The following is a 21,715-nucleotide window of genomic DNA, read 5'->3' as shown; positions in this document are numbered from 1 at the left end:
CTCGGCGTGGACGGGATGTCCACCGCCGACAGCGCCCACGTCGTGCAGTTCGCCGACAACGGCACCGACGACCACCTCTGGCAGCTCGTCTGATTCCCGGTGCCCCACGCACCCCCCATACCGCCCCCGTCTCCGGGGGCCCAACCGAATCAAGGAGACGAACCTGTGAGCCGTTTACCTGAGCCCGGCCGAAGGCCGTGGTGGAGACGGACGATCGCGACGACCGGGCTGCTGGCGCTGGTGTCCTCCGCGCTGGTCGGGGTCGGTGCGGCGCCGGCCGGTGCCGCGTCCTGGTCGCCCAGGACCCCGCCGATGACGACGCCCTGGACCGGCCAGGTGCCGGTCGACAAGCCGCTGCCCGAGTACCCGCGCCCGCAGCTGACCCGGCCCGACTGGTCCAACCTCAACGGCATCTGGGACTTCGCGGTGACCGGGCGGGACGCCGGGCAGCCGGACTCGTTCCCCGATCAGATCCGGGTGCCGTTCGTCGCCGAGTCCGCGCTCTCGGGCATCCAGCGCAGGATCACCGAGAACGACAAGCTCTGGTACAAGCGCGCCTTCACCGTCCCCTCCGACTGGGACGGACGCCGGGTCGAGCTGAACTTCGGCGCCTCCGACTGGCAGACCACGGTCTGGGTCAACGGCACCCAGGTGGGCGCGCACAAGGGCGGGTACGACTCGTTCGCGTACGACATCACCCCGCAGCTGAACGGCGGCACGAACACGGTCGTGGTCTCCGTCTACGACCCGACGCAGACCGGCGGGCAGGCCGTCGGCAAGCAGCGCGTCAACGATGTGCAGCCGCACGACGGGGGCGGGATCTTCTACACCGCGGCCTCCGGCATCTGGCAGACGGTCTGGCTGGAACCGGTCGCCCAGGCCCACATCACCCGCCTGGACATGACCCCGGACCTGGACGACAGCACTCTGCGGGTGACGGTGCGGGCCGCGTCGGCCGCCGGGCGTACGGCCAGGGTGACCGTCTCCAGCGGCGGCACCGTGGTCGGCACGGCCACCGGACCGGCCGGCTCCGCCCTCGCCGTACCGGTGCCGGACCCGCGTCTGTGGAGTCCGGACGACCCGTTCCTGTACGACGTGAAGGCGGACCTGCTCGACGGGACCGCCGTGACCGACTCCGTCGGCAGCTACACGGGTATGCGCTCGATCGCCGTCGCGAAGGTCGACAACGTGATGCGCCCGGTGCTCAACGGGGAGTTCGTCTTCCAGACGGGCACCCTGGACCAGGGCTACTGGCCGGACGGCATCTACACCGCCCCGACCGACGATGCCCTCAAGTCGGACCTCCAGGCGCACAAGGACCTCGGCTTCAACATGGTCCGCAAGCACATCAAGGTCGAACCGCAGCGCTGGTTCTACTGGGCGGACAAGCTGGGGCTGCTGGTCTGGCAGGACATGCCGGCCATGGACACCGGAAAGAGCCCCGACGGAGCGGCCCGCACCCAGTGGGAGAGCGAGTTCCACGCGGTCATCGACCAGCACCGCAGCTCGCCCTCCCTGGTGATGTGGGTCGACCAGAACGAGGGCTGGGGGCAGTACGACCAGGCGAGGATCGCCGACGAGGTGAAGGCGTACGACCCGACCCGGCTCGTCGACAACATGAGCGGGGTCAACTGCTGCGGCTCGGTCGACGGCGGCAACGGCGACGTGATCGACAACCACATCTATGTCGGCCCCGGCAACACCGCTCCGACCGCCACCCGGGCGGCCGTCCTCGGCGAATTCGGCGGTCTGGGCTACAAGGTCCCCGGCCACGAGTGGTTCCCCGGCGGAGGCTTCAGCTACGAGGACCAGCCGAGCGTCCCCGCGCTCAACGACCGGTTCGTGGGGCTGATCGACGCGATCCGCGTCGGCCAGCTCCCGGCGGGCCTGTCCGCCTCCGTCTACACGGAGATCACCGACGTGGAGAACGAGGCGAACGGGCTGCTCACCTACGACCGCCAGGTCGTCAAGGTGGACGCGGCCCGGGTGCGGGCCGCGAACCGGGCCCTCATCGACGCCTCCAGGAACCCGGCCCCTCCGGTGGCCCTGCCCACCGGGCAGTACAAGTCGCTGCGGGTCACCACCCCCGGCTACACCGACAAGTATCTGCGCCACCAGGACTCGCTGGCCTTCACCGAGGTCGTCGGCGACGACAGCGGCGCGCTGCTCAAGAACGACGCCACGTGGAAGATCGTCCCCGGTCTGGCGAACGGCAACTGCTACTCGTTCGAGTCGCGCAACTACCCGGGCGAATACCTGCGCCACCGGGACTTCCGGGTCCGCCGCGAGGCGAACGACGGATCCGCGCTCTACCGGGCCGACGCCACCTGGTGCGCGGTCGCCGGTACCGGAGGTGTGCGGCTGACCAGCGCGAATCTGCCGGGCAGCTATCTGCGGCACATCGAGTCGGAAGTATGGCTGGCCACCCCCGGCGGCGGGCACGCCTGGGACAACCCGGCCACCTTCACCGAGGACACGACATGGGCGGTGGAGGCTCCCTGGGCTCCCTGAGCCGAAGCGAGGCGCGTGCCGGGGCCGGGCGGGTCCGCCGCCGGGCCCCGGCACCGTCATGCGTCGCCCATGACCAGTCCCTCGATGGTGTGCTTCTGGACGATGGGCGTGAGCCGGTCGACCACCGGGCAGCCCAGGTGCGCCCGGACCCGCTCGGGCAGGGCGGCCCAGAACTCCCGGGTGACCGCCATGTCGTGGTGGCCGTCGTTGCCCGCGCCCGGGGCGTCGACGCCCAGCACCAGGACCGGGCGGGGGTCGTCCGACCGGTTGGCCGTGCCCCGGTGGACGGTCAGGGCCGAGCGGGCCGAGATGTCGCCCCTTCGGGGGTACTTGCGCTGGGCCAGGGCCTCGTAGCGCGGGTAGTCCTCGCGGCGCGGGAACATGGCGTGCCCGAAGCGGGCGCCGTCGTCCCACTGCGTGCCGGGCGCGATCTCGAACGGGCCCATGTCCTCCCGCGTGTCGACGGCGGTCAGGTTGAAGGCGAGCGAGGTGAGCCGGCGCTCGTCGCGCGTGGCCCCGGGCATGGGGAAGTCCCGGTGCCAGGGCTGGTTGACCGCTCCGGCCAGCGGCACGTCGAAGCCCAGCTCCACGATGCGGTAGTCCGGACCGAGGACCGCCTCGCTGACGGCGCGCACCCAGGGGTGGTCCACGAGGTCCACGAAGCCGCGCAGCTGCTCCGGGTGGATCTCCACGTAGTAGCGGTGCGGGCCGCGCCCCACGGCGCCGCCCTCCCGGCCGCGCGCCTCGGCGAAGGCGGCTTCGATGTCCTCGCGCATCCGGTCCGCCCACCGCGGGCTGAAAGCGCCCCGGCAGGCGGTGATCCCGGCCGTGTACAGGTCCCGCACCGCCTCTTCGGGGTGCGGGAACGGGGCGGTGGTGGTCGCGGCCTCATGCATGGCGTGGTCCTTCCGTCGGGCGTGGCACGGTGTGGCAACGCCATATTGCAACGTTGCAACCAACGTGGCAAGAGTCTGCGCGGACGGGTTCGGCGCCACCTGTTACGGTCACTGCGCAAAGGGTGCGGCCCGCCGCCCCGCAGGCCGAGAGCAGGAGCAGCGACCGTGGCAGCGAGACTCAAGGACGTCGCCGCGCTCGCGGGCGTGTCCGTCAGGACCGTCTCCAACGTCGTGAGCAACGCGGCCGCCGTCGCCCCGGCGACCCGGGCCCGGGTGCTGGCCGCCGTGGAGGAGCTGGGGTACCGGCCCAACCTGGCCGCCCGCAACCTCCGGCAGGGCCGCACCGGGCTCATCGGCGTGGTCGTCCCGGAGATCCACTCCCCCTATTTCGGCGCGCTGACGGGGCTCCTCATCGACGCGGCCCAGGAGCGCGGCTGGACGGTGCTCCTGGAGCGGACCGGGGGCCGGGCCGAGCTGGAGCGACGGCTGCTGGACGGCTCCGAGGGGCACCAGGTGGACGGGATGATCGTTAGCCCGTGGTCGACGCCCCCCGCCGAGCTGGCCTCGCTCGCGGGCGGTCTGCCGCTGGTCGTCCTCGGCGAGCTGGACCCGCTGGGGTCCATCGACCACGTGGCGCTGGACAACGTGGCGGCGGCCCGGGACGCCGCCCGTCACCTCGTCGCTCTGGGCCGCCGGAGGATCGCCGCCATCGGGCTCCAGTCGGCGCTGGGGCACGGCACGGCCGAACTCCGGGCCGAGGGCTTCCGGCTGGGGCTGCGGGAGGCGGGGCTGAGCCCGGCCGCCGAGGCCGAGGTGGCCGACCTGCACCGGGGCGAGGGGGCGCGGGCGATGCGCGAACTGCTGCTCCTGCCCGAGCGCCCGGACGCGGTGTTCTGCTTCAGCGACGAACTGGCGCTCGGGGCGCTGCGGGTGGCCGCCGAGCAGGGGGTGCGGGTGCCCGATGAGCTGGCGCTGGTGGGGTTCGACGACATCGAGGACGGGCAGTTCGCCACCCCTTCGCTCACCACGATCGCCCCGGACCGGGCGCAGATCGCGGAGCGGGCGGTGCAGTGCCTGAGCGAGCGCGTCCTCGGCCGGCTGGCCGCGCTGCCCGCGCGCCGGATCGTCGTCCCGCACCGGCTGCTGGTCCGGGAGAGCTCCGGGGGTCCGGCGCCCGCCGGGTAGAGCGCGTCGGGGCAGGCGGAAGCTCCCGGCGGTGCGGGCTGTCGCCGCGCTCCGCCGGGAGCGGTCCCGGGGGCCGGGGCCCTACGGCTGTTCGCCGTCGTGCAGAGCGGTCACCTCCTGATCGGTGAGCGCCTTGTCGTACACCCGCACCTGGTCCACGGAGCCGTTGAGGAAGTCGGTGTTGCCGCCCGACCACTTGGCGCGGCCGAGGGACAGGGCGCCGCTGCTGACGTCGGCGGACCCGGCCGGCGCGGTGGCGGCGAGCTCGCCGTCCACGTACAGCTTGATCTCGTCACCGCTGCGGACGCCGGCCAGGTGGTACCACCGGCCGAGTTCGGGGGTGATCTCCAGCCGGGCCCGGTGGGCGCCGGGGGTGGAGAAGGCGAACGCGCCCTGCCCGTACTGGAGGTAGAAGGGGTTCTCCTGGCGGCGGCCGTCCTGGCTGACGACGGTGGCGTAGTTGCCCGGGAGCGCGTCCAGGGACACCCACGCGGAGACGGTGTAGTCGCCGGTGGTGTCGACGACCGGGCCGTCGGTCTCGGCGTACTGGCCCTCGCCGTCGAACTTCAGCGCCGAGCCGTGCACGCCGGCCGTCCAGGACGTGCCCTCGGAGAGGGTGAGGTTCTTGTGGTTCGGGCCGCTGTCGGCGGCCTTGGTGCCCTTGTTCTCGTCCAGGGACCAGGCGGCGCCGCCCTTGACCGGTGTCCTCGTGCCGGCCGCCGCGCCGGCGGCGATGACCTGGCGGTTGATCTTCCGCACCTGGGCGGCGTCGACCTTGATCTCGCGGCGGTCGTACGTCCAGAGACCGTTGAGCTCGTTCTCCAGGTCGGTCACCTGGGTGTAGATGGAGCCGGAGAGTTCGGCGCCGGCCGCCTCCAGGTAGTAGTCGCGGGTGTTCTCGACGTACTTGGCGGTCAGTGCGGCCTTGTCGGCGACACCGCTGTAGATCGCGGTGGGCGCGCCGGGCCACATGTGGCCGGGCATCCGCAGGGTGAAGCCACCGTGCTCGCCGTCCATCGCGGCGCGGTTCGCGTCCGGGAAGGCGGGGTCGGTGTTGTTGTAGTCGTGGTGGTCGATGATGTCGCCCTTGCCCGAGTCACCCTTGGAGTTGCAGCAGTTGACTCCGCTGTGGGCGTTGACGACACGGGAGGGGTCGGCGGCCTGGACCTGCTCGGTGATCCTGCCGGTCTCGGTGCGGTCCCACTCGCCCCAGCCTTCGTTGAAGACGATCCAGGCACCGATCGAGGGGTAGTTGTGCAGCTGGGTCATCATCTCGGCACCCTGGTCGAGGAAGGCCTTGTGGCCCTTCTCGCCGGTGAGGTTGCCGGAGACGAAGTCCTGCCACACCAGCAGACCGAGCTGGTCGGCGTGGTAGTACCAGCGCGCGGGCTCGACCTTGATGTGCTTGCGGACGGAGTTGAAGCCGAGGTCCTTCTGCGCCTTCAGGTCGAAGACGAGGGCCTTGTCGCTGGGCGCGGTGTTCAGGCCGTCCGGGTAGAAGCCCTGGTCGAGCTGGGCGAGGGAGAAGAACGGCTTCCCGTTGAGGACGAGCTTCCGGTAGCCGCCGACCTCGGCGACGCCGAAGGAGCGCATGCCGAAGTAGCTGTCGACGGTGTCCTTGGAGCTGCCGTCCTTGAGGGTGACCTCCAGGTCGTACAGGTAGGGGTCGTCCGGCGTCCACAGGTGCTGCCCCGCGACCGGCAGGCTCAGCTCGCGGTTGGCCGGGCCGGTGACCCTGCCGACGGCCTTGCCCTTCTTGTCCCGGGCGACGGCGGTGACCTGGGCGGACTTCGAGGCGTCCGCGGAGTTGACCGTCAGGGCGAGGCGGCCCTTGTCGATGTCGGGAGTGGTCGTCAGGGAGTCGACGGCTGCCGGGGCGACGGGCTCCATCCAGACGGTCTGCCAGATGCCGGAGGAGGCGGTGTAGAAGATTCCGCCGGGGTTCGCCGACTGCTTTCCGGTGGGCTGGTCGGCCCCGGTGGTGTCGGTGACCGCGACGACGATCTCCTGCCGGCCGCTGCCCTTGACCGCGTCGGTGATGTCGGCGCTGAAGGCGGTGTAGCCGCCGGTGTGCTCGGCGACCTTCTTGCCGTTGACCCAGACGGTCGCCTCGTAGTCGACGGCGCCGAAGTTGAGCTTCAGCCGGTTGCTCTTGCCCTTGCCGTGCTTGTCACTCTTGACGGCCCAGTTCTTCGGGACGGTGACGAGCTTGCGGTAGAACATGTGGTCCTCGTGGCGCTCCAGGCCGGAGAGCTGCGATTCGACCGGGAAGGGCACGGTGATGCGCTCACCGAGCTTCTTGCCGAAGACGGGCTTCTCCCCCGCCTTGGCCCCGGCGAACTCCCAGGGGCCGTTGAGGTTCTTCCACGCGTCGCGCACCTGCTGCGGCCTGGGGTATTCGGGCAGCGGGTTGTTGCGGTCGACCTTGTCGCCCCAGGTGGTGGTGAGGCGGTGCGTGGAGAGGTTGGTGGCCGTGCGGTTGATCTCCGGGACGGTCTCGCGGCCCGACTTGAGACCGGCTTCGCCGTCGTACGCGACCGTGACCCGCTGGTCCTTCTGGACGGCGGCGGCGAGGGTGACGACGAGCTGCTTGGCGTTGCCGGGGGCCCGCTTGACGGACTTGACCGGCATCGGCGTGGTGTCGGCCTCGATGGTCAGGTGGTCCTTCAGGCCGGCGTAGTCGCTGACCTTGTCCTCGAAGGCCAGCCGGAGCTTCTGGCCGTCGTCCGCGACGCTGAGCCCGACCGGGTAGACCTCGAAGTCGGCGGGCGGGGTGAAGGCGGACTCCGGGACGAGCTGCTTGGCGAGCTTCGCGCTGGACCAGCGCAGGAACATGTTGGCGCCGCCGGTGTCCTGGAACATCTCCAGCTTGAACGTGTGCGGCTCGCCGGCCTTGAGCGATATCGGCTCGCTGGTCTGCTCGTTGTCCCAGTCGGGCTCCCAGTGGTCGATGACGGCCTCGCCGTCGATGAAGAGCCGGAAGCCGTTGTCGCCGATCGCGGAGAAGGTGTAGTCGCCGTCCTCGGGTGCGGTGATGTTGCCGGTCCAGCGGGCCGTGGTGTTCTCGGTGCGGCCGGTGGTGGACTCGAACGTGCCCGTGAGACCGGGGAAGTTGATCTGGGGGTCGAGGGCGACGCCGCCGAGCTCGTCGAAGTCCCGCGCGCCGGGCGCGGACATGCTGAAGTACTCGCCCTTCAGCCCGTGGACGGTGGTGGCCGGGTCACCGGCCTTGAAGGTGGTCGCGGAGGCGGTACCGGCGGCAGCCGCGGGCGCGGCCGCGGCTGCCGGGACCAGGGTGGCACCGAGGGGGATCAGGAGCGCGGCAGCGCAGGCCGCTGACCTGAACAGAGCGCGGGGGCGGGGCGTTTGTCGTCTCAAGGCGTCGTCCTGTCGAGAGAGCTGAAGTGCCTCGAACCTGTGAGGCACAGCACACAATCGAACATTGAGCCACAGCATCAAACGCAAAACAACAGTCGTGCACGGGGATTTTTCAACGATAGAAATCGATGACCGGGGCGGCCCGCCGGGAGGTCCACGCAGACCGCCCCCTTCGCACACCATGGGCGCGAAGGGGGCGGAGAGGGGCGGAAGGCGCGGACGGGACCGCCGGGGCAATGCGGTCAGATCGCGTATCCGTACTGCTCGGGGGCGCGCACCGTGCCGCTCAGTTCGCGGGCCGCGCCCAGGGCCCACGAGGGATTGCGCAGCAGTTCGCGTCCGAGGAGCACGGCGTCCGCGCGGCCCTCGGTGAGGATCTTCTCGGCGTGCTGCGGGTCGGTGATGAGGCCGACGGCCGCGACGGGCAGCGAGGTCTCCCGCTTCACCCGCTCCGCGAAGGGGACCTGATAGCCGGGGCCGGTCGCGATGCGGGCGCGGGGGGCGTTGCCTCCGGTGGAGACGTCCAGCAGGTCGACGCCGTGGGCCCGGAGTTCCTCGGCCAGGCGCACGGTCTCGTCCGCCGTCCACCCCTCCCGCTCGTCCTCGGGGTTCTCCGTGAGCCAGTCAGTGGCGGAGACGCGGAAGAAGACGGGCAGCTCCTCGGGCCACACCTCGCGCACCGCGTCGACCACTTCCAGGGCGAAGCGGACGCGGTTGTCGTAGCCGCCGCCGTACTCGTCGGTGCGGTGGTTGCTGTGCGGCGAGAGGAACTGGCCGATGAGGTAGCCGTGCGCGCCGTGCACCTCGGCGACCTGGAACCCCGCCTCGACGGCGCGGCGGGCGGCCTCGCGGAAGTCGTCGACGACACCCCTGATCTCGTCGGCGGTCAGCTCGTGCGGCACCGGGTAGCCGGCGTCGAACGGCAGCGGGCTGGGGGCGACCGGGGTCCAGCCGTGGGCGTCCGCGCCGACCGGGCCCCCGCCGGTCCAGGGCGCGGCGGTGGACGCCTTGCGGCCGGCGTGGGCGAGCTGGATGCCGACCGCGGAGCCCTGCGCCTTGACGAAGTCGGTGATCCGGCGGAACGCGGCGGCCTGGGTGTCGTTCCAGATGCCGAGGTCGGCGGGGCTGATGCGCCCTTCGGGGCTCACAGCCGTCGCCTCCGTGAGGATCAGGCCGGTGCCGCCCGCGGCGCGGGCCGCGAGGTGGGCGAAATGCCAGTCCGTGGGCACGCCCGCACCCGGCCCCACCGGCTCGGCGCTGTACTGGCACATCGGTGCCATCCACACCCGGTTGGGCACGACAAGCGACCTGAGGGTGTAGGGCTCGAAGAGGGCACTCACGACGGACTCCGTTTCGCCGGTACGGAAGGATCGCTAGTACGATACATCCCGTACTACGAAGGCCGTCAAATTACGACGCCCTTCGTACAAGGAGCCGTGCGCGAGTGCCCGCCGGGTGGTGCCCGCCGTCGGGCCGGCGCCGTCAGGTCAGCGGGTACGAGGTGCGGCCGGAGGCCTCGTCGATCTCGTCGTGGGCCTTGGTCAGCAGCTTCATCGCCAGTTCGTTCAGTGCGCGCGCTCCCGCGATCTCCTCCCCCACCCGGGGCTGTTCCGCGTCGGAGGGATGGCGGCTCGCGTAACCGTGGGCGCGTACCTCCTGACCGTCGGAGAGCCGCACCAGGGCGGCGGCGCGGGTGCGGTGGGTGTCTTCCTCGAATTCCAGCTCGATGTGCCATCCGACAGCGGTTCGTGTCATGGCGCTCACCTCCGGGGGTCTCCTCTCCAGGGTGCGCCCGCCGCGGTGATGACGCGCGACCGGGCGGGGCGGACTCCCGGGGCTTCGCGCGGGCTCAGGCGCCGGGCAGGCGGCCCCGGCGGCGGAGCGGGATGCGGGCGTCCGCGCCGTACATCTGGTTCCAGCTGCGCCCGGCGCCCGAGGTCCAGGTGACGTGGGCGGTGCCCCCGTCGGTCCGGACGGCCTCCACCGTCATGACGCGGTCGCCGTCGCGTACGTCGCCCCGGCGCAGTTCGTCCGCCCTGACGGTGACGGGGTCCGCCGGGCCGCTCTCGGCCTCGTCCGCCGCGAGGCGGAGGGCGGTGGCCAGTTCCCGGGCGCGGGCGGGGGTGCACCGGAAGGAGTGCTCTGCGGACGGCGTGGCGACGGTGATCCCGACCTCCGCCCCGGCGGGGGCGATCTCCCAGATCCCGGTGTCCGCGTTCTCGCTCGTCATCGTTCCGCTCTCTCTTCCCTCGTCCCGCCCGGCACGCACCGGCCGGGCGGGACCGGCCCGGACCCCCGGGCTCAGCGCAGCCGGAGGCTCTCCGGCGGGCCGAGGTAGCTGGGTTCGAGGCCGCCGGTGTCGACCACCAGGTTCTGGAGCACCACCGTCGGGTCGACCATCCAGAATTTCAGCACATGCACACCGGGCGTCGCGATGCGGTGGACGGTGCCGGTGATGTTGACGTTGTCGGAGGTGTTGCGGGCCCACTGGGCGTTCATGGTCCCGTCGTCGGCACCCGTTGCCTTCGTGACGTTCACCCGTTGCGGAGTGGCGTCGTCGAAGGAGACGGCGTACGTCAGGCCGTCGGTCGGCAGCGGGTTGTTGCGGGGGGAGAGGTGGGCGTGGACGGTGACCGGCCCGGTGGTGAAGAGGCTGACCCGGTACTCCAGCCGCGGGCCCCGGCCGCCGGGCGTCTGCCGGGCGGCGGTGACCGGGAAGGGCTCCATCCCGGCACCGGTCCGCCCGATGCCGGGGATGCGCTGCCAGCTGATGCCCCGGCCGCCGACGGCACGGCTGTAGTGGTCGGCCTCGATGGAGACGTATCCGCCGGCCTCCACAAAGCCGTCGAGGCGGGCGCGGGAGAGGGCCGGACGGTCGACGACCGCGGTGACCACGACCTCCGCGCCGCCGGGTCCGGTGACCGTCACCGGTACCTCGGTGACGCCCTTGGGCGCCCGGTCCCAGTCGACGCGCAGGGTGATCCGGTCCTGGGCGGTGACCCGGCCGCGGACCCGGTCGGCGCTCAGCCAGGGCGCTCCGGTCCGCACCCGGTAGTCGAACGGGGCGCGGCCCCGGTTGAACACCTCGATGTACTGCGCGGGCCGGGTCTGATACGGGCTGAAGACCGGCAGCACGGCTCGGGTCCGCTCGTGCGGCCACCAGGCCGTGGAACCGTCGACGGCCACGCCCATCCCGGCCCGTGCGGGCAGGTCGATGCGCCTGACCGCCGGGAAGAGCACGTCCTTGAGTGCGACGTCGTCGATCTCGGGCTGCTGCCAGGGGGCGTTGGGGCCGTAGCGCTCGACGTCGCCGTAGTCGATGTGCGGCTGGGTCTGGAAGCCCCGCCATTTGCCTTCGGCGATACGGGTGTTGAAGCGGTCGGCCAGGGCGAAGTCGTCGGCGAGCCGCGCCTCGGCGGTGGCTGCCAGGTCGTTGGTGAGGGCCCGGCCCTGGGCGGCGTAGTGGAGGTTGGTGAACTCCGCCTCGCGCAGCGCGTACAGATTGGCGGTGGCTTCCACCTCGTAGCCGACGAGTTCGTACCAGGCGTCCTGGGCATAGGCCGGCAGGCGGCGCCCGATCCGTCCGGCCCGCTCGCCGAGGAGCCGCCACTCCTCGGTGACGCGTTCCAGCTCGCGGTAGTGGACGAGGCTGAAGGGGGATGCCTGGTCGTCGTTGACGACCGCCGATTCGTCGGTCGCCGGGTCCTTGGCCGGGTCGAGGGTGATCCGGCGGTTGAGCAGTTCGGGCTTGCGGCGCGACTGGAGCCGGGCGTAGTCGCGCAGCACGGAGGCGATCTCGGCGGCCTGCTCCTCGCCGAAGTTCTGCCGGGCGTAGGCCTCCTCCCACTCCGGCAGCCGGTCCAGGGACCAGCGCTCCGGGTTCCAGGCGTACTCCAGGAAGAACTGCGTGGGCAGTTCGTTGCCCTTGAGGTCGCCGGCGTTGGTCACCCACAGTCCGTGGTTGCCGTAGGCGGCGCACTGGTGGAGCTGGTCCCACATGTTGGGCAGGGAGGTGGTGTCCACCCACTTGTAGTTGCGGCCCGCCCCGACGTAGTCGAAGTGGTAGTACAGGCCGTAGCCGCCCTCCCTGGGGCCGTTCTCCAGGTCGGGGAGCTTGCGGATGTTGGCCCAGTTGTCGTCGGTGAGGACCACCGTGATGTCGTCGGGGACCCGCAGCCCCCGGTCCCAGTAGTGCTGGACCTCCTTGTACAGCGTCCAGACCTGCGGGATCGTGGTGATGTCCCGGCCGGAGACCTCGGCCAGGATCTCGCGCTGGGTGGCGATGATCTCGGTCATCAGCTCGATGCCGTCGCCGTCGGGGAGGCTGACGTCGCCGTTGCCGCGCATGCCGAGGGTGACGACGCCCTCGAAGTCCTCGTCCTTCATCCGTCGGATGCCCTCGGCCCAGTACGCCTTGAGCGCTTCGGCGTTGCGGCGGAAGGACCACTCGCCGGTGCCGCCGTACGGGTCGTGGCCGGGGGTGGTGATGTTGCCTTCGCTGTCGCGTACGGCGGCGACCGCGTGCCGGTTCCACTCCTCGATGCCGCGCATCATGGGCGCCTCGTGCGAGGTGCCCATGACGACGCCGTACGCCTTGGCGGTGGCGTGGTTGAGCGGGTCGTCCTCGGCGAAGGCGCGGCCCCAGACGGCCGGCCACAGGTAGTTGGCCTTCAGCCGGAGCATGACCTCGAAGACCCGGGCGTAGAAGTCGGCGTTGAAGCCGCCCTCGAAGCCGGGCGCCTTGCCGGGGCCGAAGTGGGCGGGGGCCCAGGTGCCGAGGGCGGGGTTCTCGTCGTTGATGAAGAAGCCGCGGTACTTCACGGCCGGCGTGCCCTGGGTGTGCCGGCCGGGCAGGACGTGGATCTCGTCGCGGTGTACGGGGACGACGTCGTCCCACCAGTACCAGGGGGAGACGCCGATCCCGCGTGAGACGTCGTACGTGCCGAAGACGGTGCCGCGCTGGTCGCTGCCCGCGATCACGAACGCGCGGTCCACGCCCGGCAGCGGCCGCTCCACGACGGTCTGGAGGCTGGTCTCCCACTTGCCCCGGATCGAGGACACGTCGAGTCTGCCGTCGGCGGCCAGCCGGTCGATCAGGGGGCTGCGGCCCACGGTCCCGATGATCGTGATCTCGCGGGCCTTCGGGACCGCCCCGTGCGAGAGGGCGGGGCGGACACCGGTGACGCGTTGGATGTCGTCGCGGAGGTCGCCGGCGACCCGGACGACGCCCGCCCAGTCGTGGTCGCTGACCAGGACGGGCGTCGCGCGCCCGTTCCTGACCAGCGGGAAGCTGCCGCGCGCGGCGGTGAACGAGATGTAGGCGCCGGGGTCGGTCGGCCGGGCGGCGGGGCCGTGCCCGGTGGCCGATGCCTCGGCGGACAGGCCGACGAGGGAACCGAGCGGTGTCGCGGTGAGGGCGGTGAGCCCGAGACCGAGTCCGAGGACCGATCGGCGGCTGGCGGGCCGCGGGGTGTCGTTGTCCATCCTGCTCTCCTTGTCCGGTGCTCAGTGCCGGCCCGCGGCGAGCGGCAGGCCGTCGCGCAGGGCGCGGTAGGGGGGCTTGGCCTGGTGGTTCTCGTCGAAGAGGCCGGCCGCGTCCTCTTTCCCGAAAGTTTCGGGCACCTCCCCGCACATCCGGCGAAAGGGCCGGAGGCACGGGCGCGGGAAGGTGCCCGGCGTGGAGCGGCGGCACGATGCGGTGAGAGCCGCGCGGCCCCCGCTCCGGGGGCGAAGGGCGGTCAGCCCCGTACGGGGGCGGCGGCCGTCACGGGTTCGATCAGGGCCTCGCACACCAGCCGGCGCCCGTGGTCGAGCGTGCGCTCGGGGCCGGTGAGGCGCAGGTGGACGGTGTGCCGGACGTCCTCGGCGCCGCTGGACGCCGCGAGCCGCAGCTCCAGCGCACCGGGTTCGACCACCCTCCGGCCGCCGATGCCGGTGAAGGAGGCCAGGTCGGCGTGGAACCGGAAGCGCACGCGCGCCTCCTCGCCCGCGTCGAGCGGGACCCGGGCATAGCCGATGAGCCGGCTGTCGGGGCGGGTGGTCTGGGCGACCGGGTCGTGCACGTACAGCTGCACGACCTCCACCCCCGCACGGTCACCGGTGTTGCGGACGGTCAGCGCGAGGTCCACGCCGCCGTCCGTGGGGATCTCCTCGGGGGCCGGGGCGCCGGGCTCCCAGGCGAAGGAGGTGTACGTCAGTCCGTGGCCGAAGGGGTACAGCGGCGTCGGGTCCAGGTTGCTGACCCCGTTGGCGAGGCCCAGCGGCGGCTGGAGGTACGTCCAGGGCTGGCCGCCCGGGTGGCGCGGGACGCCGACCGGGAGCCGGCCGGAGGGGCTGACCCGGCCGGAGAGCACGCCGGCGAGGGCCGGGCCGCCCTCCTCACCGGGGAAGAACGCCTGCACCACGGCGGCGGTGCGGTCCGCCCAGCGGCCGAGCGCGTACGGGCGGCCGGCCAGCAGCACCAGGACGACCGGGGTGCCGCTGTCCAGCAGCGCGTCGAGCAGTTCGCCCTGGACGCCCGGCAGCGCGAGGTCGTCGGCGTCGCAGCCCTCCCCCGATGTGCCGCGCCCGAACAGTCCGGCCCGGTCCCCCAGCACGGCGACGCAGACGTCCGCGTCCGCGGCCAGGTCCGCCGCGGCGGCGATGCCCGAGGTGTCCGTGCCGTCCACGTCGCAGCCGGACGCTCCGGTGATCTCGGCACCGGGGAACTCACCGCGCAGCGATTCGAGGACGGTCGGGATGTCGATGCCCATGGCGGTCTCGGGGTGCAGGACGCCGACGTGGCTGGGGAAGGAGTAGCAGCCGAGCATGGCCAGCGCGTCGTCGGCGCGCGGCCCGACCACGGCGATCCGTCCCCTGCCGCCCAGCGGCAGCACGTTCCCGGGGTTGGCGAGCAGCACCACGGCCTGTTCGGCCAGTTCGCGGGCCAGGGCCCGGTTGCGCGGCGGGTCCAGGTCGATGGTCTCGCGCGCCTGCTCCGGGTCGCCGTCCCGCAGGAGTGCGGGCAGCGGGGCCCAGTCGGGGTCGAGCAGCCCGAGTTCGCACTTCTGCAGGAGCACGCGGCGCAGCGCGCGGTCGACGAGTTCCTCGGGGACCGTGCCGGCCCGCACGGCGGCGGCGAGTTCGTCGCCGTAGCTGCGGACGGTGGGCAGCTCCACGTCGACTCCGGCGCGCAGCGCGAGGCGGGCGGCGTCCGCGCGGTCCTCGGCGACCTTGTGCAGGGTCTCCAGGAAGCCGATGGCGAAGTAGTCGGCGACGACGGTGCCGTCGAAGCCCCAGGTGTCGCGGAGGAGTCCGGTCAGCAGGGCGGGGTCGGCCGCCGACGGCACTCCGTCGATCTCCGTGTAGGAGTGCATGACGGAGCGGGCCCCGCCTTCGCGCAGCGCCATCTCGAAGGGCGGCAGGACGACGTCGGCCAGTTCCCTGGCTCCGGCCCTGACCGGTGAGAGGTTGCGCGCGCCGGCCGAGGCCGCGTACCCGGCGAAGTGCTTGAGGGTGGCGACGATGCCGGCGGATTCCAGGCCCCGCACATAAGCGGTGCCGATGGTGGCGACCAGGTAGGGGTCCTCGCCGATGGTCTCCTCGACGCGGCCCCAGCGCAGGTCTCGCACCACGTCCAGGACCGGGGCGAGGCCCTGGTGGATGCCGACGGACCGCATGTCGCTGCCGATCCGGTGGGCCATCTCGGTGACCAGCTCCGGATTCCAGGCCGCGCCCCAGGAGAGCGGGACCGGGTAGGCGGTGGCGCCCCAGGCGGTGAATCCGGCGAGGCACTCCTCGTGGGCGAGTGCCGGAATGCCGAACCGTCCGGCGCCCACGATGGCCTGCTGGGCCCGCGCCAGGGAGATCGCGCCCACGGCGGGGTCCACGGGTGCGGTGCCGAAGGGGCGGGTCAGCTGGCCGAGGCCGCGCGGGATCAGCGCGTCCCAGTCGATCGCGCCGACCATCTCGTTCTGGTGCGGGGCGACCCCGTCCCCGTCGGCGTCGGCGCCCACCCAGATTCCGTAGAGCTGGGCGGTCTTCTCCTGGAGGGTCATCCGGGAGACGAGATCGGCCACCCGCTCCTCGGGGGCGAGCGCGGGGTCCTGCCACGGACCGTCGACGGTGGTGGCCGCTTCGGTGCTGCGGGCGTGCGGAACAGGGGGGTTTGCCATGGCGGCGGGGATTCCTCTCAAGAGTGCGGTGGTACGCGGCGGCATGGGTGCGTTACTTGCCGCCCACCCCCATCAGTCCGTTGACCAGTGCCTTGCGTGCCACGAGGTACACGGCGAAGATCGGCACGACGGAGAGCACGATCGCGGCCAGCACGGCCGGGATGTTGACCCCGAACTGGGACATGAAGTTGAAGAGACCGAGGGTCAGCACCCGGTTCTCCTCCGACTGGGTCAGGATCAGCGGGAAGAGGAAGCCGTTCCACGCCTGGAGGGCGGTGTAGATGGCGACCGTGCTGATGCCCGCCTTGGACATCGGGATCGCCAGCTGCCACAGCATCCGCAGGGGCGACGCGCCGTCGAGCGCCATCGCCTCGTACATCTCCTCGGAGACGTCGCGCATGGTGCCGCTGAGGATGAGCACCGCGACGGGCATCGCGAAGGCGGCGGTCGGCAGGATGATCGCGGGCAGGCTGTCGTACAGGCCCATCTTGCTGATGAGCAGGTAGAGCGGCACGATCACGGCCTGCGCGGGGATGGCGACGCCGAGCAGGAAGGTGCGGAAGGCGAGGCCGGAGAGCCGGCTGCGGGTGCGTACCGCGACGTAGGCGACGGGCACCGCGAGCACCAGCACGATCGCCACCGTGGCCACGGCGACGATCGCCGTGTTGGTGAGCATCGTGGAGAAGCCGCTGTCCAGCACCGTGCGGTAGTTGTCGAGCGTGGGGTTGGTCGGGAAGGCCAGCGGATCGCCGTTCAGCGCCTCGTCCTGGTGCATGAGCGAGGAGGAGACGAGCGTGTAGAGCGGGACGATCACGAGCACGAGCCAGACCAGTGAGCCGAGCCCGGCCAGTGGGTTGCCCCACTTGCGGCGGTGCCGGGCGACGGCCGGGCGGGGGCGGTTCACGGGCTGTGCGGGGCGCGCCTCGGGGCGGGTGTCGATCGACATCTCGTCACATACCTTCCCGGGTGGAGCGCATGTTCCCGAAGCCGCTGAAGCGGACCAGGATCAGCGAGAGGGCGGTGGCCACGACGACCAGGGCCGTCGCGATCGCGGCGGCGTACCCGAGGTCGTAGGTCTGGAAACCGGTGCGGTACATCAGGTACGGCAGCACGGTGGTGTCGGTGCCGGGGCCGCCCTTGGTCATGATGAGCACGGTGTCGAAGTAGGTCAGCGAGCCGACGATCATCAGGACCGACGAGGTGGTGATGGTGTTGCGCAGCTGCGGCAGGGTGATGTGGAAGAACTGCCGGAACATGCCGGCGCCGTCGATCTCGGCGGCCTGGTAGAGGACCTGTGGGATCTGCCGGGTGCCGCCCTGGTAGATCAGGGTGTGGAAGGGCATGAACTGCCAGCCGCCCACGAAGGCCACGGTCAGCAGGGCGCCGGTGGAGGAGCCGAGGACGTTCGGGTCGATGCCGAACCAGGGCCCGATCTCCTTGATCACACCGAAGTTCGGGTCGAGCAGCGCGTGGAAGAGCATCGCGATGGCCGTGGTGGAGAGCAGCAGCGGGACGAAGAAGACCGCCGAGAGCACGGCGCGGCTGCGCTGCCGGCCGGCCGCCCAGACGCCGAGCAGCAGGGCCACCGGGGTCTGGAAGGCCCAGCTGATCGTGGTGAGGAGCAGGCTGAGCCAGGCGGCCTGGCGGAACTCCGGGTCCTTGAAGAGCCGGGTCCAGTTGGCCGTGCCGACGGAGGTCGGGGAGTTCAGCCCGTCCCAGTGGCAGAAGGAGAGATAGACGGCGATCGCCAGCGGGACGATCGCGAAAAGGGCGAAGAAGACGATGCCGGGCAGGGCCCAGGCGACCGGGGGGCGGCCGACGTTTCCGGCGGCCGCCTTCCTTCCTCCGCGCACCTTTGTGTACGAAGAGACGTGGGGCATCGTTACTTGACGGCCTTCATCGCGGCGACGAACTGCTCGGGCGTGGACTTGCCGGCGAACAGCTTGCTGATCTCGGTGAGCAGCGGGGTGGCGTACTTGGACTCCAGCGCCTGGTCCCAGGAGAGGGTGAAGCTCGGGGCCTTCTGGACCATCTCGTACTGGTCGGTGGCGAACTCGGGGTTGGGTGAGCCGCTCAGCATGGAGGCGGCGTTCGACGTGGTGGGCACGTCGCCGTTGTCGACCAGGGCCTGGGCGTAGGACTTGGAGGCCATGGTCTTCAGGAAGGCTATGGCCTCGTCCTTGTGCTTGGTGCGGGAGTTGATCGACCAGTAGTTGGTGGGGTTGCCCACCACGTCGGCGGGGTCACCGACTCCGCCGGCCACGGTCGGGAAGTTGGCCCAGCCGAGGTCTTCCTCGGCGAACTTCGGTGCCTTGCCGAGCTGGGTCGAGTACTCCCACGAGCCCATCAGGTGCATGGCCGCCTTGCCCTTGTTGAACAGGGTGGGGGCGCCGCCGTTGCCGTAGTCGACGGAGTTGAAGTTCTTGCCGAAGGCTCCGTCGTCCACGAGCTGCCTGACGGTCTGGGCCGTCTTGAGGACGGCCGGGTCGCCCCACGCCGAGCTGTCGCCGTTCTGGATCTTCCGGAAGACGTCGGGGCCGCCGATCCGGTCGAGCAGGTACTCCATCCACATCAGCTCGGGCCACTTTTCGGAGCCGCCGAGGGCGAAGGGGGTGATGCCCTTGCTCTTGAAGGTCGTGATGGCCTTCTGCAGGTCCTCCCACGTCTTGGGGACCTCGACCTTGTTCTCGGCGAAGAGGGTCTTGTTGTAGAAGAGCATCACGGGCTGCATGCCGCGCATCGGCACCCCGTAGATCTTTCCGTCGAGGCTGCCCGCCTCGATGATGGACGGGAGGAAGCCGTCCTTGAGGACGGCGTCGTTCTTCACGGTCGAGGTGAGGTCGACCAGCTGGCCCGCGTCGCGGTACGGCTTGATGGAGCCGGCGCCCCAGTTGTAGAAGATGTCCGGGGCGCTGGGCGAGCCCATGGCACTGCGCAGCTTGTTGACGTACTCGGTGCCCGGGACCGGGATCAGCTTGACCTTGACCTTCGAGGTCTTGTTGAACTCCTTGACCGCCGCTTCCTGGATCTTGACGGCGTCGTCGCCGTAGACGTACGCGGTGAGGGTGCCGCCGTCGTCGTCCGATCCGCAGCCCGCCAGTACCCCCGCCATGACCATGGCCGCACCGACCGCGGTCCATCTCGCCGCGCGCCTGCCCTGAGTGAATATTCCCGACCGCATGACCGCACCTCTGTCGAATGTTTCGGAGTTGCTTGCGAATGTTGCCGGAACCGTACGGTCGGGTTTCGGGCCAGTCAAGAGGTCGGGTGGAGCCAATTTTCCCGAGGGGCCCGCCCCTCTCTTCGGGCGTCCGGCGGTTACGATTCGCTGTATGAGCCCCGCAAACGTCCAGTCACATCAGGAGAATGCGCCTACCGGAGCGTCGTCGGACGGCGCCGCCACGCTGGCGGAAATCGCCCGAGCGGCCGGAGTCTCGGCTCCGACAGTTTCGAAGGTGCTGAACGGGCGTGCCGATGTCGCGCCCAGCACGCGCACCAAGGTGGAGGAGCTGTTGCTGCTGCACGGCTACCGCCGCAGACGCGGCTCCACCACCCAGTCGCAACTGATCGACCTGGTCTTCCACGAGCTGGACAGCTCCTGGGCGATGGAGGTCGTGCGCGGCGTCGAGAACGTGGCGCGCGAGGAGGGCCTGAGCCTGGTCCTCTCGGAGAGCGCGGGCCGCCTCAGCCCCGGGCAGACCTGGGTGGACGGGGTGCTGGCCCGCCGGCCGGTCGGGGTGATCCTGGTCCTGTCGGACCTCACCGCCGCCCAGCGCGCCCAGCTCACCAGCCGCAGCATCCCCTTCGCTGTGGTCGACCCGGCCGGTGATCCGGGCGACGACATCCCGTCGGTCGGGACGACGAACTGGCAGGGCGGTCTCGCCGCCACCCGCCACCTCACCGGGCTCGGGCACCGCAGGATCGGCGTCGTCAGCGGCCCGTCGCGGATGATGTGCAGCCGGGCCCGGGTGGACGGCTACCGCGCGGCCCTGGAGACGGCGGGCCTGCCGATCGACCCCTCGCTCATCCGCGAGGGCGAGTTCCAGCACGAGGCGGGGTACGCGGCGGGCATGGAGCTGCTGCGCTCGGCGGACCGGCCGACCGCCGTCTTCGCCGGCAACGACCTCCAGGCGCTCGGCGTGTACGAGGCGGCGCGCGAGCTGGGTCTGCGCATCCCGGAGGACCTGAGCGTGGTCGGCTTCGACGATCTGCCGCTCACCCGGTGGATCGGGCCGCCGCTGACCACGGTGCGCCAGCCCCTGATCGAGATGGCCGAGACCGCGGCCCGCCTGGTCCTCGACCTCGGCCGGGGCCGGCAGCCCGCGACGACCCGTGTCGATCTGGCCACCAATCTGGTGGTCCGCAGCAGCACGGCGCCGCCCTGCCGCTGACGCCCGGACCGCCAACACCCCGAGCCGTCGTCCACGCCCCTGTCAGTACCCCGGTGCAGACTGGCGGATATCCGGCACAACGGCGTTTCGGGAGGTTCGGTCATGACCGGGGTATTGCTCACCGTGGGCACCCGCAAGGGGCTCTTCATCGGTCGCGGACGCGGCGGCACGTGGGAGTTCGACGGGCCGCACTTCAACGCGCAGGCGATCTACTCGGTCGCCATCGACACCAGGGGCGGCACGCCCCGGCTGCTCGTCGGCGGGGACAGCGCGCACTGGGGCCCGTCCGTGTTCCACTCCGACGACCTGGGCGCGAGCTGGGTCGAGCCGAGGAAGCCGGCCGTGAGGTTCCCGGAGTTCACGGGCGCCTCGCTGGAGCGGGTGTGGCAGTTGCAGCCGGCGGGACCCGAGGCGCCGGGGGTCGTGTACGCGGGCACCGAGCCGGCCGCCCTGTTCCGGTCCGGGGACGGCGGTGAGTCGTTCGAGCTGGTGCGCCCGCTCTGGGAGCACCCGACCCGTTCCCGGTGGGTGCCGGGTGGCGGGGGCGAGGGGCTGCACACGATCCTCACGGACGAGCGGGACGCCCGGTCGGTGACCGTCGCGGTCTCCACCGCCGGGGTGTTCAGGACCACCGACGGCGGCGAGAGCTGGGACCCGGCCAACAAGGGGGTCTCGGCCGTCTTCCTGCCCGAGCGGGACCCGGAGTTCGGCCAGTGCGTGCACAAGGTCGGCCGGGACGCCGTCGACCCCGACCGCCTCTACCTCCAGAACCACTGGGGCGTCTTCCGCAGCGACGACTCCGGGGGCCACTGGACGGACATCGGCGCGGGCCTGCCCTCGGACTTCGGTTTCGCCGTGGCCGCACACCCGCACCGCGCGGACACGGCGTACGTCTTCCCGATCAACGCGGATGCCGACCGGGTGCCCGCCGAGCACCGCTGCCGGGTCTTCCGGACGACCGACGCCGGCGCCCACTGGGAGCCCCTGTCGACGGGCCTGCCCGAGAGCGCCCACTACGGCACGGTGCTGCGCGACGCGCTCTGCACGGACGACGCGGACCCGGCCGGCGTCTACTTCGGCAACCGCAACGGCGAGCTGTACGCGAGCGCGGACGACGGGGACACCTGGCGGCAGCTCGCCTCCCACCTGCCGGACGTGCTGTGCGTGCGGGCGGCGGCCGTCGAGATGTGAGGCCCCGCCC

General features: G+C 71.5%; 14 protein-coding genes. 4 read left to right on the top strand and 10 right to left on the bottom strand.

Annotation, left to right across the window (positions count from 1 at the left end; translation table 11 throughout):
* Positions 1–240: 240 nt before the first annotated feature.
* Positions 241–2,511 (top strand): glycoside hydrolase family 2, encoded by a 2,271-nt coding sequence (locus B082_RS0100150; RefSeq protein WP_026249256.1) that lies wholly within the window; start codon positions 241–243, stop codon positions 2,509–2,511.
* A gap of 56 nt (positions 2,512–2,567) precedes the next feature.
* Here B082_RS0100150 and B082_RS0100145 read toward each other — a convergent pair whose 3' ends face one another.
* Positions 2,568–3,407 carry a phytanoyl-CoA dioxygenase family protein gene (locus tag B082_RS0100145; protein ID WP_018549794.1) on the bottom strand — a complete coding sequence of 280 codons (840 nt, stop codon included), beginning with the start codon at positions 3,405–3,407 and terminating at the stop codon, positions 2,568–2,570.
* Between the two features lie 165 nt (positions 3,408–3,572).
* Between B082_RS0100145 and B082_RS0100140 the strand changes: the two genes are divergently transcribed.
* Positions 3,573–4,592 (top strand): LacI family DNA-binding transcriptional regulator, encoded by a 1,020-nt coding sequence (locus B082_RS0100140; RefSeq protein WP_018549793.1) that lies wholly within the window; start codon positions 3,573–3,575, stop codon positions 4,590–4,592.
* An 81-nt stretch (positions 4,593–4,673) separates the two neighbouring features.
* Here B082_RS0100140 and B082_RS0100135 read toward each other — a convergent pair whose 3' ends face one another.
* The 9 genes from B082_RS0100135 to B082_RS0100090 form a co-directional block, all read right to left on the bottom strand.
* Positions 4,674–7,970: a LamG-like jellyroll fold domain-containing protein gene (locus B082_RS0100135; protein ID WP_018549792.1), complete on the bottom strand. Its 3,297-nt coding sequence runs from the start codon at positions 7,968–7,970 to the stop codon at positions 4,674–4,676.
* Between the two features lie 242 nt (positions 7,971–8,212).
* On the bottom strand, positions 8,213–9,310 hold the full coding sequence (locus B082_RS0100130) for an NADH:flavin oxidoreductase/NADH oxidase (RefSeq protein WP_018549791.1): 1,098 nt from the start codon (positions 9,308–9,310) through the stop codon (positions 8,213–8,215).
* Positions 9,311–9,452: 142 nt separating this feature from the next.
* Positions 9,453–9,725 carry a DUF1876 domain-containing protein gene (locus tag B082_RS0100125; protein WP_026249255.1) on the bottom strand — a complete coding sequence of 91 codons (273 nt, stop codon included), beginning with the start codon at positions 9,723–9,725 and terminating at the stop codon, positions 9,453–9,455.
* A gap of 94 nt (positions 9,726–9,819) precedes the next feature.
* Positions 9,820–10,200 (bottom strand): hypothetical protein, encoded by a 381-nt coding sequence (locus B082_RS0100120; RefSeq protein WP_018549789.1) that lies wholly within the window; start codon positions 10,198–10,200, stop codon positions 9,820–9,822.
* A 71-nt stretch (positions 10,201–10,271) separates the two neighbouring features.
* Positions 10,272–13,454: a glycosyl hydrolase 115 family protein gene (locus tag B082_RS0100115; protein WP_018549788.1), complete on the bottom strand. Its 3,183-nt coding sequence runs from the start codon at positions 13,452–13,454 to the stop codon at positions 10,272–10,274.
* 254 nt (positions 13,455–13,708) lie between these two features.
* Positions 13,709–16,123, bottom strand: a complete 2,415-nt coding sequence (locus B082_RS0100105; RefSeq protein ID WP_018549786.1) for a glycoside hydrolase family 3 N-terminal domain-containing protein — start codon at positions 16,121–16,123, stop codon at positions 13,709–13,711.
* Positions 16,124–16,175: 52 nt separating this feature from the next.
* Positions 16,176–17,069, bottom strand: coding sequence for a carbohydrate ABC transporter permease (locus B082_RS0100100; RefSeq protein WP_018549785.1), 894 nt, complete (start codon positions 17,067–17,069; stop codon positions 16,176–16,178).
* A gap of 4 nt (positions 17,070–17,073) precedes the next feature.
* Entirely contained in the window at positions 17,074–18,003 is a 930-nt protein-coding gene (locus B082_RS0100095) for a carbohydrate ABC transporter permease (protein WP_018549784.1), read from the bottom strand.
* Between the two features lie 2 nt (positions 18,004–18,005).
* Positions 18,006–19,241 carry an ABC transporter substrate-binding protein gene (locus tag B082_RS0100090; protein WP_018549783.1) on the bottom strand — a complete coding sequence of 412 codons (1,236 nt, stop codon included), beginning with the start codon at positions 19,239–19,241 and terminating at the stop codon, positions 18,006–18,008.
* Positions 19,242–19,578: 337 nt separating this feature from the next.
* On the opposite strand from B082_RS0100090, the gene B082_RS0100085 reads away from it, so the two are divergent.
* Together B082_RS0100085 and B082_RS0100080 are read left to right on the top strand one after the other, a co-directional pair.
* Positions 19,579–20,514: a substrate-binding domain-containing protein gene (locus B082_RS0100085; protein WP_018549782.1), complete on the top strand. Its 936-nt coding sequence runs from the start codon at positions 19,579–19,581 to the stop codon at positions 20,512–20,514.
* Positions 20,515–20,616: 102 nt separating this feature from the next.
* Positions 20,617–21,705 (top strand): WD40/YVTN/BNR-like repeat-containing protein, encoded by a 1,089-nt coding sequence (locus tag B082_RS0100080; RefSeq protein ID WP_018549781.1) that lies wholly within the window; start codon positions 20,617–20,619, stop codon positions 21,703–21,705.
* Positions 21,706–21,715 lie beyond the last annotated feature (10 nt).

Source organism: Streptomyces sp. ATexAB-D23 (genome assembly GCF_000373645.1).
In the GTDB taxonomy this organism is placed as follows: Bacteria; Actinomycetota; Actinomycetes; order Streptomycetales; family Streptomycetaceae; genus Streptomyces; species Streptomyces castrisilvae.
The sequence above is the reverse complement of the archived record's forward strand: the minus strand, read 5'-3'. Positions and strand labels throughout refer to the sequence as shown.